Annotated in this window: 13 protein-coding genes and 9 tRNA genes; 21 read left to right on the top strand and 1 reads right to left on the bottom strand. The window is 37.8% G+C overall.

The features are described 5' to 3' along the window. Nucleotides 1-56 precede the first annotated feature (56 nt). The 19 genes from ruvC to I6F45_RS14435 all read left to right on the top strand — a co-directional run bounded on the left by ruvC (nucleotide 57) and on the right by I6F45_RS14435 (nucleotide 10,921). A complete protein-coding gene (gene ruvC, locus I6F45_RS14525) occupies nucleotides 57-581 on the top strand; it encodes a crossover junction endodeoxyribonuclease RuvC (RefSeq protein WP_024612128.1) in 525 nt (174 codons plus the stop codon). Nucleotides 582-583: 2 nt separating this feature from the next. Continuing rightward, nucleotides 584-1,201: a Holliday junction branch migration protein RuvA gene (gene ruvA, locus I6F45_RS14520; RefSeq protein WP_002960647.1), complete on the top strand. Its 618-nt coding sequence runs from the start codon at nucleotides 584-586 to the stop codon at nucleotides 1,199-1,201. Nucleotides 1,202-1,208: 7 nt separating this feature from the next. Then, nucleotides 1,209-2,216, top strand: a complete 1,008-nt coding sequence (ruvB, locus tag I6F45_RS14515; protein ID WP_197160891.1) for a Holliday junction branch migration DNA helicase RuvB — start codon at nucleotides 1,209-1,211, stop codon at nucleotides 2,214-2,216. Between the two features lie 1,142 nt (nucleotides 2,217-3,358). Then, a complete protein-coding gene (gene tolQ / locus I6F45_RS14510) occupies nucleotides 3,359-4,063 on the top strand; it encodes a protein TolQ (RefSeq protein ID WP_007580384.1) in 705 nt (234 codons plus the stop codon). Further along, nucleotides 4,050-4,478, top strand: coding sequence for a protein TolR (gene tolR / locus I6F45_RS14505; RefSeq protein ID WP_007580386.1), 429 nt, complete (start codon nucleotides 4,050-4,052; stop codon nucleotides 4,476-4,478). The genes tolQ and tolR overlap by 14 nt, the downstream gene beginning before the upstream one ends. Before the next feature lie 4 nt (nucleotides 4,479-4,482). Continuing rightward, on the top strand, nucleotides 4,483-5,409 hold the full coding sequence (tolA, locus tag I6F45_RS14500; protein ID WP_007580388.1) for a cell envelope integrity protein TolA: 927 nt from the start codon (nucleotides 4,483-4,485) through the stop codon (nucleotides 5,407-5,409). 9 nt (nucleotides 5,410-5,418) lie between these two features. Further along, complete coding sequence (tolB, locus tag I6F45_RS14495) at nucleotides 5,419-6,777, top strand: Tol-Pal system beta propeller repeat protein TolB (protein WP_101163332.1); 1,359 nt, start codon at nucleotides 5,419-5,421, stop codon at nucleotides 6,775-6,777. Between the two features lie 34 nt (nucleotides 6,778-6,811). Next, entirely contained in the window at nucleotides 6,812-7,354 is a 543-nt protein-coding gene (gene pal, locus I6F45_RS14490) for a peptidoglycan-associated lipoprotein Pal (RefSeq protein ID WP_007580392.1), read from the top strand. A 13-nt stretch (nucleotides 7,355-7,367) separates the two neighbouring features. Beyond that, entirely contained in the window at nucleotides 7,368-8,117 is a 750-nt protein-coding gene (gene ybgF, locus I6F45_RS14485) for a tol-pal system protein YbgF (protein WP_024590479.1), read from the top strand. A 226-nt stretch (nucleotides 8,118-8,343) separates the two neighbouring features. Continuing rightward, nucleotides 8,344-8,419, top strand: a tRNA-Lys gene (locus tag I6F45_RS14480). A gap of 70 nt (nucleotides 8,420-8,489) precedes the next feature. Beyond that, nucleotides 8,490-8,565: transfer RNA gene (locus I6F45_RS14475), tRNA-Lys, on the top strand. Between the two features lie 84 nt (nucleotides 8,566-8,649). Then, nucleotides 8,650-8,725: transfer RNA gene (locus I6F45_RS14470), tRNA-Lys, on the top strand. An 85-nt stretch (nucleotides 8,726-8,810) separates the two neighbouring features. Then, nucleotides 8,811-8,886 (top strand) — tRNA-Lys (locus I6F45_RS14465). Nucleotides 8,887-8,969: 83 nt separating this feature from the next. Beyond that, nucleotides 8,970-9,045 (top strand) — tRNA-Lys (locus tag I6F45_RS14460). 22 nt (nucleotides 9,046-9,067) lie between these two features. Beyond that, nucleotides 9,068-9,143 (top strand) — tRNA-Lys (locus tag I6F45_RS14455). Between the two features lie 116 nt (nucleotides 9,144-9,259). After that, nucleotides 9,260-9,335 (top strand) — tRNA-Lys (locus I6F45_RS14450). Nucleotides 9,336-9,398: 63 nt separating this feature from the next. After that, nucleotides 9,399-9,474: transfer RNA gene (locus tag I6F45_RS14445), tRNA-Lys, on the top strand. Nucleotides 9,475-9,615: 141 nt separating this feature from the next. Continuing rightward, nucleotides 9,616-10,656, top strand: a complete 1,041-nt coding sequence (nadA, locus tag I6F45_RS14440) for a quinolinate synthase NadA (RefSeq protein WP_007580396.1) — start codon at nucleotides 9,616-9,618, stop codon at nucleotides 10,654-10,656. Between the two features lie 175 nt (nucleotides 10,657-10,831). Beyond that, nucleotides 10,832-10,921 (top strand) — tRNA-Ser (locus I6F45_RS14435). A gap of 70 nt (nucleotides 10,922-10,991) precedes the next feature. Here I6F45_RS14435 and I6F45_RS14430 read toward each other — a convergent pair. Next, a complete protein-coding gene (locus I6F45_RS14430; protein WP_197119453.1) occupies nucleotides 10,992-13,670 on the bottom strand; it encodes a CHASE domain-containing protein in 2,679 nt (892 codons plus the stop codon). Between the two features lie 658 nt (nucleotides 13,671-14,328). Between I6F45_RS14430 and I6F45_RS14425 the strand changes: the two genes are divergently transcribed. Together I6F45_RS14425 and I6F45_RS14420 are read left to right on the top strand one after the other, a co-directional pair. After that, a complete protein-coding gene (locus tag I6F45_RS14425) occupies nucleotides 14,329-15,654 on the top strand; it encodes an OprD family outer membrane porin (protein ID WP_165726146.1) in 1,326 nt (441 codons plus the stop codon). Nucleotides 15,655-15,761: 107 nt separating this feature from the next. Next, complete coding sequence (locus I6F45_RS14420) at nucleotides 15,762-16,631, top strand: alpha/beta fold hydrolase (RefSeq protein WP_169043457.1); 870 nt, start codon at nucleotides 15,762-15,764, stop codon at nucleotides 16,629-16,631. The last annotated feature ends 30 nt before the right edge of the window (nucleotides 16,632-16,661 follow it).

The following is a 16,661-nucleotide window of genomic DNA, read 5'->3' as shown; positions in this document are numbered from 1 at the left end:
ATACAGTGCTCTGGCATTATTAGCGTAATTTAAAAATAATAACAATGGAGTGCTGTTTGGCCATTATTTTAGGGATCGATCCTGGTTCACGTTTGACCGGATATGGCGTTGTTGCCCACCAAGGTTCTAAATTTACATACTTAGGCAGTGGTTGTATTAAGTTAGCCGATCATCCTTTTCCGGTTAGGCTTAAAATGATCTATCAAGGCATTACACAGCTTATTGAGCAGTTTTCGCCAGAAACCTTTGCCATTGAAAAAGTATTTATGGCGCATAACCCCGATTCTGCTTTAAAGCTTGGCCAAGCTAGAGGCGCTGCTATTGTTGGCGCTGCAATGGCCGACTTGCCCGTATTTGAATATTCAGCTAGGCAAATTAAGCAAGCAGTAGTAGGTAACGGTGGCGCTGATAAAACTCAAGTGCAACACATGGTAAAAAATATTTTAAAACTACCAGGTACGCCACAGGCCGATGCAGCTGATGCACTTGCTATTGCGATTTGCCACGCTCACTCAGAACAAAATTTAATTAAACTAGCGGGTAGCGCAAGCAAAATCGTTAGAGGACGTTTAAGGAAATAACTATGATAGGCCGCTTAAATGGTATTTTAGTCGAAAAACAGCCACCAGAAATATTACTCGAAGTAAGTGGTGTCGGTTACGAAGTACAAATGCCAATGACCTGTTTTTACGATTTACCAAAAATTGGTGAAAACGCGATTGTTTACACCCACTTTGTAGTGCGTGAAGATGCTCAATTATTATTTGGTTTTAATAATAAAGTTGAACGCGCCTTGTTTAGAGAGCTATTAAAAGCAAATGGCGTTGGTCCAAAACTTGGCTTAGCTATTTTATCGGGCATGTCGGCAAAGCAATTTGTAAGCTGTGTAAATAACGAAGACTCAACGTCGCTAGTTAAATTACCGGGTGTAGGTAAAAAAACAGCCGAGCGTTTAGTACTCGAAATGAAAGACAGATTAAAAGATTGGGGTAATGATTTATTTACGCCATTTAGCGACAGCGCAGTAATAGAGCCAATGAGCGATGCGACAATAGCTAATAACGCAGCCGATGATGCCGTATCGGCACTGCTTGCATTAGGTTATAAATTGCCACAAGCCCAAAAAGCAGTAAAATCGATAAGCAAACCCGATATGTCTACTGAGGTTCTTATTAGAGAATCTTTAAAATCAATGTTGTGAGTAACCCATGATTGAAGCGGATCGCTTAATTGATGCGACTGAAAAAACAAATGAAGACTCTATAGATCGTGCAATAAGACCAAAACTTTTAGCCGACTACAGAGGCCAGCCTCATGTTAAGCAGCAAATGGAAATTTTTATTGAAGCTGCGCGAACCCGTGGTGAAGCGCTCGATCATTTATTAATATTTGGCCCACCAGGGCTAGGTAAAACCACGCTTGCAAATATCGTTGCCAACGAATTACACGTAAGTATTAAAACAACATCCGGCCCTGTACTTGAAAAAGCAGGCGATTTAGCTGCGTTACTTACTAATTTAGAAGAAGGCGATGTACTGTTTATCGATGAAATACACAGGCTAAGCCCGCAAGTTGAAGAAATACTGTATCCAGCAATGGAAGACTACCAGCTTGATATAATGATTGGTGAAGGCCCAGCTGCGCGTTCTATTAAATTAGACTTACCTGCATTTACGCTTATTGGTGCCACTACGCGAGCAGGCTCACTTACATCGCCACTACGTGACCGTTTTGGTATTGTGCAGCGATTAGAGTTTTATTCTGTAGAGGATTTATCACATATAGTAGGGCGCTCTGCACATTATCTTGGTTTAGAAATGTGTGACGACGGCGCAACCGAAATTGCACAACGTTCACGTGGTACACCACGTATTGCAAACCGTTTATTACGCCGTGTACGCGATTACACACAGGTAAAATCTGACGGTACAGTAAATGCCGAAGTAGCTAAGCAAGCGCTTGATATGATTGACGTAGATAAAAGTGGTTTTGATTATATGGATCGCAAATATTTACTCGCCATAATTGAAAAATTCATGGGCGGCCCAGTAGGACTCGACAATGTAGCGGCTGCTATTGGCGAAGAGCGTGAAACAATAGAAGATGTAATAGAGCCGTTTTTAATTCAGCAAGGATTTATTCAGCGTACTCCGCGTGGTCGAATCGTGTCTGTCAGTGCATATCATCACTTTGGTTTACTTCCTAAAAAAGACTAGCCTCATCATATACATTACTTGCTGTGGTTTATTGCGCAGCAGGTAATTGACTTAGTATACCTTTCTTTCAAATATTTATACGGCTGGTATTTTACCCAAAACCTCAGCACACTGTTGCAAATGTTATTTCAAAATACTTATACGCTTTATAGTTAACTGTTAATTCACAGGGCGTTAAGACTCGCGAAGCTATCCTGCGTACCATTCAAACTAGTAACCGAATTACTTATTGTAAAATAGGTAGGGCAATTATTAGTTTATAAATAATACCAATCTGCTTATATATGGGGTCTACTTAACGTTAAGAAAATTACGCTAGAACTAGGCAAAAGTTTTTGTATCTAGTTGTTCTAAATAAAAAATTTTTAACGACGTTATAGTGCAATTTAATTCGTTAAATTGATCAAAGATTTATGCAGGTTGGTATAAAATATGTAGCGCACCAAATTGCAGGCAAAAAAAAGCCCGCAAAAAATGCGGGCAAACAACAAGTTGAAGGAAGTAATCCAGGGAACTACGTTTTACTGAATTTGGTTTTATCCAGAAAGAGTAAAACAATGTAATACGATAAAATATCCTATTACTAAGAACTTGGCTTAATGAAACTATCTCATTCAGTGCGCTAGTTCGGTATGGGAGAATAATACGTAAGATCACCTTTTTATTCAAACTAGAAAATTTGTATTTTCAGATTAGAAAAACTAATTCGGTGAATTTTATTGTTGTTTGAATCTTGCGCGTTAATTAATCGTTAAATTTATAAGTTAATGAAATTTATGGCTTAAGTTATTTCTTTTGATGTGGCTCGGTATTAGTTTTACTGTTACGTGAAGGTAAGGCTTATAGGTTTTGAGTGTTTATGCTCTTATTTTGAATAAACGGCGCATTTTATGACGTTTTACTTATATATTTACGCATATTTATAGTTAGCGAGTTTATTTAAAAGATTAAATAAAATACTGAGGCAAAGGGAAATGCCAACTAAAGCTGTTTTTTAACGTTTTTTGTTGCCTATTCATAGCAATACCGTTGTCAGCTTGAAATGGACTAGATACACTAGATGCAACTTTTGACCGTATAAACGGTCATATTTACACAAATTAACCAATTTGCCGTATTTTGAAATTACTTAGGAGTTTAACGTGGGATCAGGGCTTAATTTTTTAGACCTAATTTTAGAAGCAAGCTTGCTTGTTCAGTTAGTGATGTTAGGGCTAGTTGCCATGTCTGTAATGTCGTGGACAATTATATTTCAGCGTAAAAAAGCAATATCAGATGCACTATCAAATGCTAAGAAATTTGAGCAAAAATTTTGGTCTGGTATTGATCTAAGTAAATTGTATAACGAAATATCGTCACGCAGCGGTCAGTCTCAAGGTATTGAAGCCTTATTTACTTCAGGCTTTAAAGAGTTTGCTCGTCATAAAAAGAATACATTTCAAAGTGCGAGTATTGTTATGGAAGGGACGCATCGTTCTATGCGTGTTGCACTTTCTCGTGAAATTGAAAAAATTGAATCTAGCTTATCGTTTTTAGCAACGGTAGGTTCTATTAGTCCGTACATCGGTTTGTTTGGTACAGTTTGGGGTATTATGAATGCCTTTATTGCACTAGGTGAAGTTAAGCAAGCTACATTACAAATGGTAGCACCCGGTATAGCAGAGGCACTTATTGCGACTGCTATGGGTTTATTCGCGGCAATTCCGGCCGTTATTGCTTATAACCGCTTTTCAAACAGTGTTGAAAAGCTTGAGTCTCACTATATTAACTTTATGGAAGAGTTTGCTAATATTTTACACCGTCAAGCAGCTACACAAATAGAGGCACAAGCGAATGTATCAGCGTAAAAAGCGCCGTCCGGTCGCAGAAATTAATGTAGTACCTTACATTGATGTAATGTTGGTATTACTTATTATATTTATGGCAACAGCACCGCTTATTACACACGGTGTAAAAGTTGATTTACCTAAAATGGAAGAGTCTGATTTAGTTGATACTAAAGATACTCCGCCCATTATTGCTTCAATTGATGCAGAGGGTAAATATTATGTAAGCGTAGGTACTGATCCTGAAGAGCCTATGGAAGCACTTGATGTTGCTGCGGTTATAAAATTACAGTTAATGAAAAACCCTGACGTGCCAGTTATGATTAAAGGCTCGGGTAAGGTGTCGTATCAAGAAGTATTATTACTAATGGATTTTTTGAAAAATGCAGGCGTACCATCAGTAGGATTAATGACTGAATCCTTTGAGGGGAAGTAGCTGTATGAATAGTTCAGTAGTAAAATCGATAGTACTTCATTTAGGAATTGGTGGTTTTTTGTATGCGTCTGCAAACATTCATCCGCCAGCACCTAAAGTAATGGAAGTAACGCTTAATTCGGCTATACCTACGCCAGATAAAGCAGTATCAGCCGTTACAGTTGATCAAAAACAAGTTGAGCAAAAAATTGCTGAACTTCAAAAGAAAGAAAAAGATAAAAAAAGTGCTGAAGACAAACGTATCCGCGATTTAGAACGCAGAGCGGCCAATGCACGTAAGCAACGCGAATCTGAATCTAGGCATATTAAAAAGCTAGAGCAAGAACGTAAAGCTAAAGAAAAAGAAACAGCCGAGGCGCAAGCACAAGCTAAAAAAGCACGTGCCATTGAGCAAAAAGAGCGCGCTAAAGCTAAGCAAGCTGAAAAGCAAAAGCAAGAAGCTGAAAGTGCAGCAAAAGCTGCTGCTGATAAGCGTAAAACCGAAGAAGACGCACTTAAAAAAGCAGAAGCTGAACGTAAAAAACGTGAAGAAGAAGCAAAAGAGCGTGCAGCCGAGGCCGAACGTAAACGCCAGCAAGCAATGCAAGAGCAAATGTTACAAGAGCAACTTGCCAAAGAGCAGGCTGCCCGTAGTAAAATACGTCAACAACAAGTGGTAAGCGAAGTTGATAAGTACCGTGCATTAATTATGGCGCGTATTCAGCAAAACTTATTGATTGATGAAAAAATGAAAAACCAACAGTGCCGAGTAAATATTCGTTTAGGTTTTAATGGTTTAGTAACGCAAGTTAAATCATTAGGTGGCGATAAGTTGGTATGTGAAGCTGCATTAAGAGCAGTGCGCATGGCCGACACATTACCGGTATCTAAAGATAAAGACGTATTCGAACAACTTAAGAATATTAATTTAACAATCAAGCCAGAATTTTAAAGGAATGATATGTTCAACAAAATAAAAATAGCCTGTTTAGTTTTACTGTTTGGGTTTGTGGGTGTTGCTAATGCAGCACTTGAAATTGTAATAACTGAGGGTGTAGACGGTGCAAGGCCCATTGCTATAGTACCTTTTAAGTACCAAGGTGTTGGCCCAATCCCTGAAAAATTAAGCAGTGTTATTGCTGCCGATTTAATGCGCAGTGGTAAATTTAAGCCTGTAGATGTAGCGCAAATGCCACAACAGCCAACCAAAGATAGCGAAATTGATTACGCATCTTGGGTTAATAAAGGTGTGGAAGCGATATTAGTGGGCGAAGTTGAGCAGCAAACTGATGGGCGTTACTTAGTGCGTTATGAGTTAGTTGACGTGATCCGCGGCCAAATTACCGGTGGCAACACACAAATGATGAGTAATGGTAAGCTAGTTAAAAGCCAAGATCATATTTTGGAAGCGCGTGAAAGTGTTATTGGTGAAAGTGGTTTTCGCCGTTACTCTCATCGAATCAGTGACGTTATCTATGAAAGATTGACTGGTGAAAAAGGCGCATTTTTAACTAAAATTGCCTATGTAATAGTACGTGATAATGATGATAAGCCTTATCAGTTAGTTGTTGCAGATTATGACGGATTTAATGAGCAAGTATTACTTCGCTCAAAAGAGCCTTTAATGTCGCCAGCGTGGTCACCAGATGGTACTAAGTTAGCGTATGTAACGTTTGAAAACCGTCAAAGCCAAATTTACATTCAAGATATATACACAGGTAAACGCGAAATAATAGCAAGCTACCGTGGTATTAATGGTGCACCGCAGTTTTCGCCAGATGGTAAAAAGCTATTGTTAGTGCTTTCTAAGGACAAGACGGGTGCAACAGAAGTTTACATGCTTGACCTAGCTACACGTAAAGAAACACGCTTAACAAATCACCGTAGCATAGATACTGAGCCATCTTGGCACCCTAATGGTCAAGATATTGTGTTTACATCTGAAAGGGGTGGTAATGCTCAGATTTATAAGTTAAATTTAAAAACTGGTAGGTCACAGCGACTCACCTTTGATGGTGATATGAATCTTGCTGGTTCAATAACACCAGATGGAAAAGAATTAGTGATGGTTAACCGTACCAACGGGCAGTACCATCTTGCTAAGAAAGAGCTGGCTACAGGCGCGTTCCAAGTATTAACGAGAACACGCCTAGATGAATCACCGAGCATAGCGCCAAATGGTTCGATGATTATATATAGCACGCTTCATAATAATAAACAGGTACTTGCGCTAGTATCGATGGACGGCCGCTTTAAGGCACGGTTACCTGTGCTAGACGGACAAGTAAAGGCACCAGCTTGGTCGCCATACTTACAGTAATATTACTGGTTTACTCAAAATAGGAATCTACTCAATGAAACTTAACAAAATACTTAAAGGCCTGCTAATTGCTGTGCCAGTAATGACATTAGCAGCTTGTAGCTCATCTTCAGATATTGATGAAGGTGCTGCAAACCAATCAAATCAAGGCGTTGTTGAGCAATCAACTAACACTGATACGGTTGAAGTTGCTACAATTTCTCCTGAGCAACAAGCAGAAGAACAACTTCGTCAAAAGTACGAAGCACTTCGTCAAGAGCAAGTAATATACTTTGATTTTGATACTGCGACAGTTGAAAGCAAGTACGCAGACTTACTTCGTGCACATGCTGAGTTTTTAGTTCAAAACTCATCAGTTAAAGTACTAATTGAAGGCCATGCAGATGAGCGCGGTACTCCAGAGTACAATATTGCATTAGGTGAGCACCGTGGCCAAGCAGTTGAAAAATACTTATTAAGCTTAGGTGTTTCAGCTAGCCAAATGTCAGTGGTAAGCTACGGTGAAGAGAAGCCAATGGTTAAGTCTCGCACTGAATCAGCTTTCGCTAAAAACCGCCGTGCGGTACTAGTTTACTAAGATAAGAGATATTATGAAGCCGAAAATTATTTTGGCAGCCATGATATTGAGCGGGAGCACCCAGTTAATGGCTGCTCCCGCTCCTGTTTCAGAAGCTGCGAGTTCACAATCAAGTATTGAGAAGCGATTAGCGTCGCTTGAGAATATGATGCAACAGCGTAACTTTTTGCAAGTTGAGTTACAGCAACAGCTTAACTTGTTACAAGACGAAGTAAGCCAAATTCGAGGTGTAACCGAAGAGCAAAGCTACAAGCTTGAAAAAGTACTGCAGCGTCAGCGTGAGTTGTATCAAGAAATTGAAAACCGCGTGAGCCAGGCTTATACACAGCCAGCAGCAGCTCCCGCAACTGATTACACACAACAAAGCAATGCACAGACCTATAGCAGTGACTTATCTGAAAACGAAGCCTATGAGCGCGCTGTTGCGTTAATAATGAAAGATAAACGCTATGACCAAGCGATTCCTGAATTTCAAACGTTTTTAACTACCTACCCAAACTCTGTCTATGCGTCTAATGCGCATTATTGGTTAGGGCAGTTGCTTACTATTAAAAATGATGGTGTAAAAGCAGTAGAGCACTTTAAAGTCGTTGTGAACGAATTTCCAAATTCTAATAAACGCCCAGATGCGATGCTAAAGTTAGGCACACTTTTACAAGATCAAGGTTCAGCGGCGCAAGCGCAAAAAATATTGAGCGATCTTATCAATCAATACCCAAGTACAACCGCTGCAAAACTAGCAACTGATCGTTTAGGAAACTAAAGTTCACTAGCGATTAAATTTCTAGTTAGGGCGAGCAAACTACATGGAAACTCTCGAAGAATCTTGGATTTGCATGTAGTTTGAGCACAAACGGTTTAATTTTGTGCATCTAGACATAAAAACTTAAAAAAAGAGACAATTTCGGTTGCACTCATTTTATAAATAAGTATTATAAGCGCCCGCAGCAAACGAATGGTTACCCCACTCGAAATGCGACAAAAAGAGCGGGTTATTAGCTCAGTTGGTAGAGCAGTTGACTTTTAATCAATTGGTCGATGGTTCAAATCCATCATAACCCACCATTCTTTGAATGGTCTTTTATCGGCGGATTTACGTAGAATACTAAGTTGTTATAAAACGCAACGTCAGAGCGGGTCATTAGCTCAGTTGGTAGAGCAGTTGACTTTTAATCAATTGGTCGATGGTTCAAATCCATCATGACCCACCATTCTTTATTCCTTGTGAATAGTGTGTGGTATCAATCGGCGGATTTACGCAGGCTTTAACTTAGAAATAAGTTAGCAACTGGAACGGGTTATTAGCTCAGTTGGTAGAGCAGTTGACTTTTAATCAATTGGTCGATGGTTCAAATCCATCATAACCCACCATTCTTTATTCCTTTGAATAGTGATTGGTTCCAATCGACGGATTTACGTAAAGTAGTAAGTTGCATTTAAAACGCAACAATAGAGCGGGTTATTAGCTCAGTTGGTAGAGCAGTTGACTTTTAATCAATTGGTCGATGGTTCAAATCCATCATAACCCACCATTCTTTATTCCTTGTGAATAGTGTTTGGCATCAATAGGCGGATTTACGTAAGCTTCATTCATAATTGAATAAGTGCATAGAGCGGGTTATTAGCTCAGTTGGTAGAGCAGTTGACTTTTAATCAATTGGTCGATGGTTCAAATCCATCATAACCCACCATTCTATGAAAAGTTATAAGAGCGGGTCATTAGCTCAGTTGGTAGAGCAGTTGACTTTTAATCAATTGGTCGATGGTTCAAATCCATCATGACCCACCATTCTTTATTCCTTGTGAATAGTGTTTGGCATCAATCGGCGGATATACGTAAGCTTCATTCATAATTGAATAAGCNTATACGTAAGCTTCATTCATAATTGAATAAGCGCATAGAGCGGGTTATTAGCTCAGTTGGTAGAGCAGTTGACTTTTAATCAATTGGTCGATGGTTCAAATCCATCATAACCCACCATTCTATGAAAGTTTTAATCGGCGGATTTACGCAGCTTTTTACAAAGCAGATTTATATTAGAGCGGGTCATTAGCTCAGTTGGTAGAGCAGTTGACTTTTAATCAATTGGTCGATGGTTCAAATCCATCATGACCCACCACTCTCTAATACTTTCCTTTATATTCTTTTTTAAATTCCCATTCTATTTTTTATAAACAGCTTAACTAGTTTGCTGTTATTTATGTTTATATTCTCGTATAATTCGCCCTAATTAATGCACTGTAGATAAGTGGTCGAGAACATGAGTCTAGCTCAAACTATTATGCCTGAAGGTTATATTTTCCCCCCTAAGCCAGCACCGTTAACAAATGACGAGCAAGGCGAATATAAAGCGCGTATAAAACAATTACTAAAAGATAAAAATGCAGTACTTGTTGCACATTATTATACCGATCCTGAAATTCAAGCACTTGCAGAAGAAACCGGCGGCTGCGTTGCCGATTCGCTAGAAATGGCACGTTTTGGTGCACGTCATGATGCAGATATGATCATCGTCGCGGGCGTGAAATTTATGGGCGAAACAGCCAAAATTTTAACGCCAAATAAAACGGTTGTTATGCCAACGCTTGAAGCGACGTGTTCGCTAGATATTGGTTGCCCGATAGACGAGTTCTCAGCGTTTTGTGATGAGCACCCTGACCGTAAAGTGGTTGTGTATGCAAACACCTCTACCGCAGTTAAGGCGCGTGCAGATTGGATTGTAACCTCATCATGTGCACTTGAAATAGTAGAGCACCTTGATGAGCAAGGCGAAAAAATCATTTGGGGCCCAGATAAGCACCTTGGTAGTTATATTCAAAAAAATACCGGTGCTGATATGCTTATGTGGAATGGTGCATGTATCGTACATGACGAATTTAAAACTAAAGCCTTAAAAGATATGAAGGCGCTACACCCAGATGCAGGCGTATTAGTTCATCCTGAGTCACCAGCAGAAATTGTTGCACTTGCCGATTCGGTTGGATCTACGAGCCAATTAATTAAAGCTGCGCAAACAATGGACAATAAAAAGTTTATTGTAGCAACAGATCGCGGCATCTTTTATAAAATGCAGCAACTATGTCCAGATAAAGAGTTTTTTGCGGCTCCAACGGCAGGTGAGGGCGCTTCATGTAAAAGTTGCGCACATTGCCCTTGGATGGCAATGAATGGCTTAAAAGCGATTGAGGAAGCCCTCATAAGCCCTAAAGGTAAAGAAGTATTCGTTGATATGGATTTACGCGAAGGCGCACTTAAATCCTTAAATCGCATGCTTGAATTTACTGCGAGCATGGCTAAGTAATTTTAAAAGTATAAATTAAAACGGTTAGGTCTAAGATTTAGCCGTTTTTTGTGCCTATATATAAGCTATTGCTTGATAAGTAAGCATTTAAAGGCTCATATTTAAAAATGCCTTGCACCTTAAGGGTCTATTTCATACTATAGCGCGCTGTTGCATTACACAATTGCAGCACTGTGGAGGGATGGCTGAGTGGCTGAAGGCGCACGCCTGGAAAGTGTGTTTAGGTTTATCCCTAACGAGGGTTCGAATCCCTCTCCCTCCACCATTATTCTTAGAACCCAGTTACTAATATCGAAAGGTATTAGTAACTGGGTTTTTTAATGCCTCCGTAATGACTAACTATTAACTAAATAGAGTGTTGATAACATGCTTACAAGCTCATGTTTTTCAATTGGCTTAGAAACGTAACCATCAAATAACTGTCTGTATATTTCTTTTTGCTCTGTAAAAACATTAGCGGTTAACGCGATAACAATTTGTTCGTTATTAAGCGCCTTAATTTTTTTACATGCCTGAAGACCATCCATTTTCGGCATTTGAATGTCCATAAAGATAATGTCTGGCTTGTGTGACTCGTATAATGAGATTGCTTCTAACCCATTGTTGGCAATAATAATGGTGGCTTTTGTAGGCTCAAGCATCGCAGATGCAACAAGCTGATTTATTTTATTATCTTCAGCTAATAAAATAGTTTTTCCAGATAGGTCAGGAAGCTCAACATTTTTTGTTATTAATGTGCTTTCATCAATCTGTGCTTGTTTTAATGGTAAGTACACATAAAACTGACTACCTGAATCTAATTGGCTTGTTACTTTAATTTCGCCATTCATTAAACCTATTAATGATTTAGTAATAGGTAAGCCAAGACCTGTACCGCCATATTCACGCGTAGTTGATTGCTCTGCTTGTTCAAAGCGCTCAAACAATCGCTCTATAGCCTGCTCAGAAATTCCAATTCCGGTGTCTGATATACAACAACATATTTTATTTTCGTCGGTTAGCCTAAACGTTACTGTAACGCCACCCTGCGACGTAAACTTAATCGCATTAGATATTAGGTTTAAAAATATCTGTCTGAGTCTAACGGGGTCGCCCACCCAATACTTATGCTCAATATTAATTATAAATTTAAGGTATATATTTTTATCACTGGCTTGCAGGCCAAGATCAGACTCTAAGTGGTGAATAAGTTCAAAAAGGTCGAATGATTTATATTCTAATGAAAGCTTCCCAGCTTCAATTTTAGAAAAGTCGAGGATATCATTAATAATAGTGGTGAGTGAGCGGGTCGAATAAAGTGATTTTTTTAAATACTCTTTTGATTTTTCATTCAATGGCTGCTCTTGCAGTAACTGTAATGTACCTAGTATGCCATTCATAGGTGTGCGTATTTCGTGACTCATATTTGCTAAAAATTCAGATTTAGCTTGTGATGCCTGTTCAGCTAATTCTTTAGCATGTCCGAGAGCTTGTTCGTGATTAATTTGTTCGGTCAAATCGTATGCTACACCCAAATAGCCAACAATTTCATTTTCGTTATTTAATAAAGAGGTAACACTTATATTAACTTGTATGTGCTCGCCTGTAGAAGAAATGTATGTCCACTGATTGATATCAGGCTCTGTAGAAGTTGCTTTTAAGATAAACACTTCAAAACCAGGGAAAACAGGTTCATTTAACTCTGCACTAAGCTGTTTGGCTTTTTTTATAATTTCTTCTTTTAAATGAAAAATACCCGGATTTTCAATTCCAATAACGTCTTTTGCTCTATAGCCTAATAACTTTTCAGAGGCGGGATTAAATAAAGTAATTAAGCCATTTATGTCGGTCGCAATAATAGAGTAACTGGCACTGTTTAAAATACTTTGTTGAAGCATACTTATATCAGCAATTTCTTTAGTGCGTAATTTTACTTCTTTTTCTAATTTTAAATTTGTTTGCTGCAGCATATGCTTATTTTGTTTAGCTTTGATAATTCTTTGCTGTGTTCTTTGTGCTCTACGGTAAAAAAACAGCTGAATTATTAAAGTTATAAACATACAAATAAGGGTATAAAAAACACCATTGACAATAGCTTGATATTTACTCGGCAAGTGTAGTGATTCAATAAATGTGTCTGAAGCACTAAGTGTGATTTCCCATGTTCTTCCCATCACTTTAATTACTTTATTTAACTGATAATCAGCCGAGTTGCTTTTAATGCCGTAGCTAAAAAAGTCAGTTTTAACGTTGTTACCTATGTCGCTAATGACTAGCTTATTTTCATCAGCTTGGGAAAGAGAGTCTAAAATATTGTTTATTAATAAAGGGGAGTAAGTCCATCCAATTAATTGCTCTAAACGCTGGGTTTTATCAGTTGGAATAATAATATTTTTATAAACTGGTAGTAAAATTAAAAAGCCTTGTTTCGATTTGTTATCCGCTTGGATTAACGTAATAGGCGCCGATAATTGAACTTGGTTATTAATTGCAGAATTTAATGCTGCTTTTTTACGTGTACTTTCCGATGCAATATCGAGTCCTAGAGCCCGTGAATTACTTTGCTCAGGAAATATGTACTGAATAATAAAGTGCTCATCACTTTCGTTAGCTAGTTTATTTAGTTCGAATATTTGGTTAGGCCGATCGGATTTTGCAGTTTTTAAGAATTGAGCTAAGTTTTCGGCATTCACTTTTCTTATAAAGCCAATACCATTTGCTCCAGGGAATTCTTGGGCGTAGTTGCGACTGTTAGAGTAATTAGAAATTGTTTGGTAGCTTAAATTATTAACGCCAATGCCGTGTATAAATCCTTTTAAACCGTATAGCCCATATTTATATAAGTCGAATCTGCTAGTAACGCCTGTTGAGAGTGAAGAAAGGCGGTTGTTGAGGGCTTCATTTATTTTGTTATTAACAGCATCTTGATGTGCAGCGTGGGCAAAGTAAGTTAATACAATACCACTGATGAAAAAAATAGCATGAGTAAGCACCGAGATTAATAACCTTTTACTAACCGGTCGTCCTGAAAACATTAACTCATCCTTTATTATTAATATACTGACAGTATATCTGTTTTATCATCGAAATAAATATAGCACTTATTATTCAGGATACAACTTTGTTATTAATTAGAATATATATATTTTATAAAGGTTTAGAGTGGATGTAATATAAAAAGTTGATTTTACTCACCAAGATAAGACGAACATGTATATAAATATAATAATTTTTATGTTTTTTGCTACTTTATAGCGAACAACAAAAGTATTAGCTAAAGGTGCTGATTTTTATATTTATCGATTTTTTAGTGAATATTAGGTGCTCAAAAAACAACGGATAGCTTTTAGTTTTTGCTTATAACTTTACTTTGTTAAGTTTAAATAAAGTAAAATTTAACCAATATTATGACGCTTTTAAAGGGAACTATCGGTATAGGTTCGAGCGAGCAAGAGACGATGCTCACCTTACTTTTATAATTCATCCGAAACAAAACAAACACTTAATATTTTATAATATGAAAATTAAAACATTAAAAACTTATATTGTTCTATATTTTAGTAGCGTGAAAGAAAACGTGATTACTTAAAATGTAATTACCTTATGACATGTTTACCGTGTAGGTCGAAAAAATACATGCTGCTATGCACTGCACAGTTAAAACTTAAACAAAACAAGGTAACGGAGATAACTATGGCTCACCGAGTATCTAAATTACTTGCGGCAACAGGCGCAGTATTAACATGTATTTCTATTCCTTCGTATGCCGCTGTTAATGGGCTGACAGAACAAGATGAATTTAATATAAAACTTAGATCAATTTATTTTGACCGTGACTACGATAACGACGCAAGTGACGATTCAACTTTTGCTCAAGGTATAGAGCTCAATTACACATCTGGTTATATAAACGATTTAGTGAGTGTGGGTGTATCGACTTACACCGTGATGGATATTAATTCTACGGGTTCAGCCGCAGGTAATATTTTGCCAGCAGGTAATGAGAGCGGTGGAGTTGACGATAGCTTTTCTAAATTTGGACAATATTTTTTAGATTTTAAATTGGGCAACAATGGTCACGTTAAAGTAGGTGGGCAAAAAACCAAAAGTATGTTGCTTAAAAGCTCTGGGAGTCGGGCTATTCCTAATACTTTTAGAGGCGTTTTTGGCGATTACAAAATTGGTAACACTAAATTATACGGTTACGTTTACGATAAATGGAGCCGTCGACACGATGATAGATGGGAAGACTTTTCTACCGATCAATCGGCAACTGGTGCTATTAGCGTAATTTGGGGCGTAGGTGCTACGCATAAAAAAGACAATCTAATATTAGAGGCTGAATATTTAAATTCACACAATTATTTAAGTAAAATCGGGTTAAAAATCAGTTACGACATTAAGCTTGAGCAAAGTAAGTTAACCCTTTCAACTGGCATATTTACCTCACAAGATGATGGCGATTTATTTGTAACAGGCGCAGAGGGTGGTGATTTAGATGATGAAGATGCACCTGGTGCATTAACAGGTTTAACCAAAAGTGAAAACGATGGGTTTGCCTATTACCTAGATGCTGATTGGAAAAAAGATATTTGGAGTGTAGGTGCGGCATTTACTAAAGTAAGTGATGCTTGGATTGAAGATAATTTCAGTGGCGACCATGGTACAAACCCATTTCCAACTCGCTCATTAATTGGTGCCGATTTAACAAATCAAAATGAAACATCATGGCAAGCTCGTTTAGGAATTGATTTGAAAGCAGTATCGCCTGGCTTAACAACTAAATTTTACTACACAGACGGCAGCGATGCTGAAAACTCTGCGTTGGGTAAGTTAGGCGGTACAGCCGACGAAAAATATTGGGCTGTAGATACTCGCTATAAAGTTGAGAAAATAAAAGGCTTAAGCTTACGTTGGTTATTTGTAGATTATACAACCGAAAAATCAGGCAGTGTTGATGGTGTTAAAGGCGATAGAGCTGACCATCGAGTTTATGTAGATTACACTATTAAATTTTAACATGACTTTTAATAAGGCAATGCAAATTTTATGCATTGGTTTTGTTTCCTTTTTTCATTATCTTTATGATAAAACTAACAAATCAATAATAAAAATTAAGCTAATATATGTTTTCTCTTCAACAGTGGCAATCACAGGGTCAATTTACTCAAATTAGTGGCCATCAAATTTTTACTAAAACAGCTGGTGATATAACTAAGCCTGCGCTGCTTTTAATACATGGCTTTCCAAGTGCTAGTTGGGACTGGGAAGGTATGTGGCAAACCCTTAGTGAACATTATTTTGTAATTACACTCGATATGCTAGGTTTTGGTTTGTCAGATAAACCTAAAAATGCAGGCTATAAAATTACTGAACAAGCCGACTTATATACTCAATTTTTAAAAACGTTAAATATTAATGATATACATATTTTAGCTCATGACTATGGCGATACTGTGGCTCAAGAGTTATTAGCAAGGCAAGTCGTTAGCCAAAGTGACTTTAAAATAAACAGTGTGTGCTTTTTAAATGGTGGGTTATTTCCTGAAGTGCATAAACCATTATTTATACAAAAGCTTTTACTTTCAAAGCTAGGTTGGATAGTGCCAAAATTAATGAATAAACAAAAATTTGCCAATAATCTACTTACTATTTTTGGTAAAAGTACACCGCCTTCAAAACAAGTGGTAGACACACTTTGGGAGCTGCTAATTTATAAAGATGGCTTAGCCGTAATGCCCAAACTCATTAGTTATATAAAGCAGAGGCAGCAAAACCGAGCACGCTGGGTTGGTGCCATCATAAATAGCAATATACCACTTACGTTTATAGCAGGCGCAGAAGACCCAATCTCTGGTAAGCATATGATTGAGCATTATAAAAAGCTTATTCCCAATGCGCGCGTACAAGAGTTTGTAGAGCTTGGGCATTATCCGCAAGTAGAAAATCCAGATGCAATTACGCAGGCTTATTTGAATTTTAGATATTGCCAATAAAAACGCGACTACTAAATTAAGTGCCGCGTT

The organism is Pseudoalteromonas sp. SWYJZ19, from assembly GCF_015864375.1.
GTDB lineage: Bacteria > Pseudomonadota > Gammaproteobacteria > Enterobacterales > Alteromonadaceae > Pseudoalteromonas > Pseudoalteromonas arctica.
The sequence above is the reverse complement of the archived record's forward strand: the minus strand, read 5'-3'. Positions and strand labels throughout refer to the sequence as shown.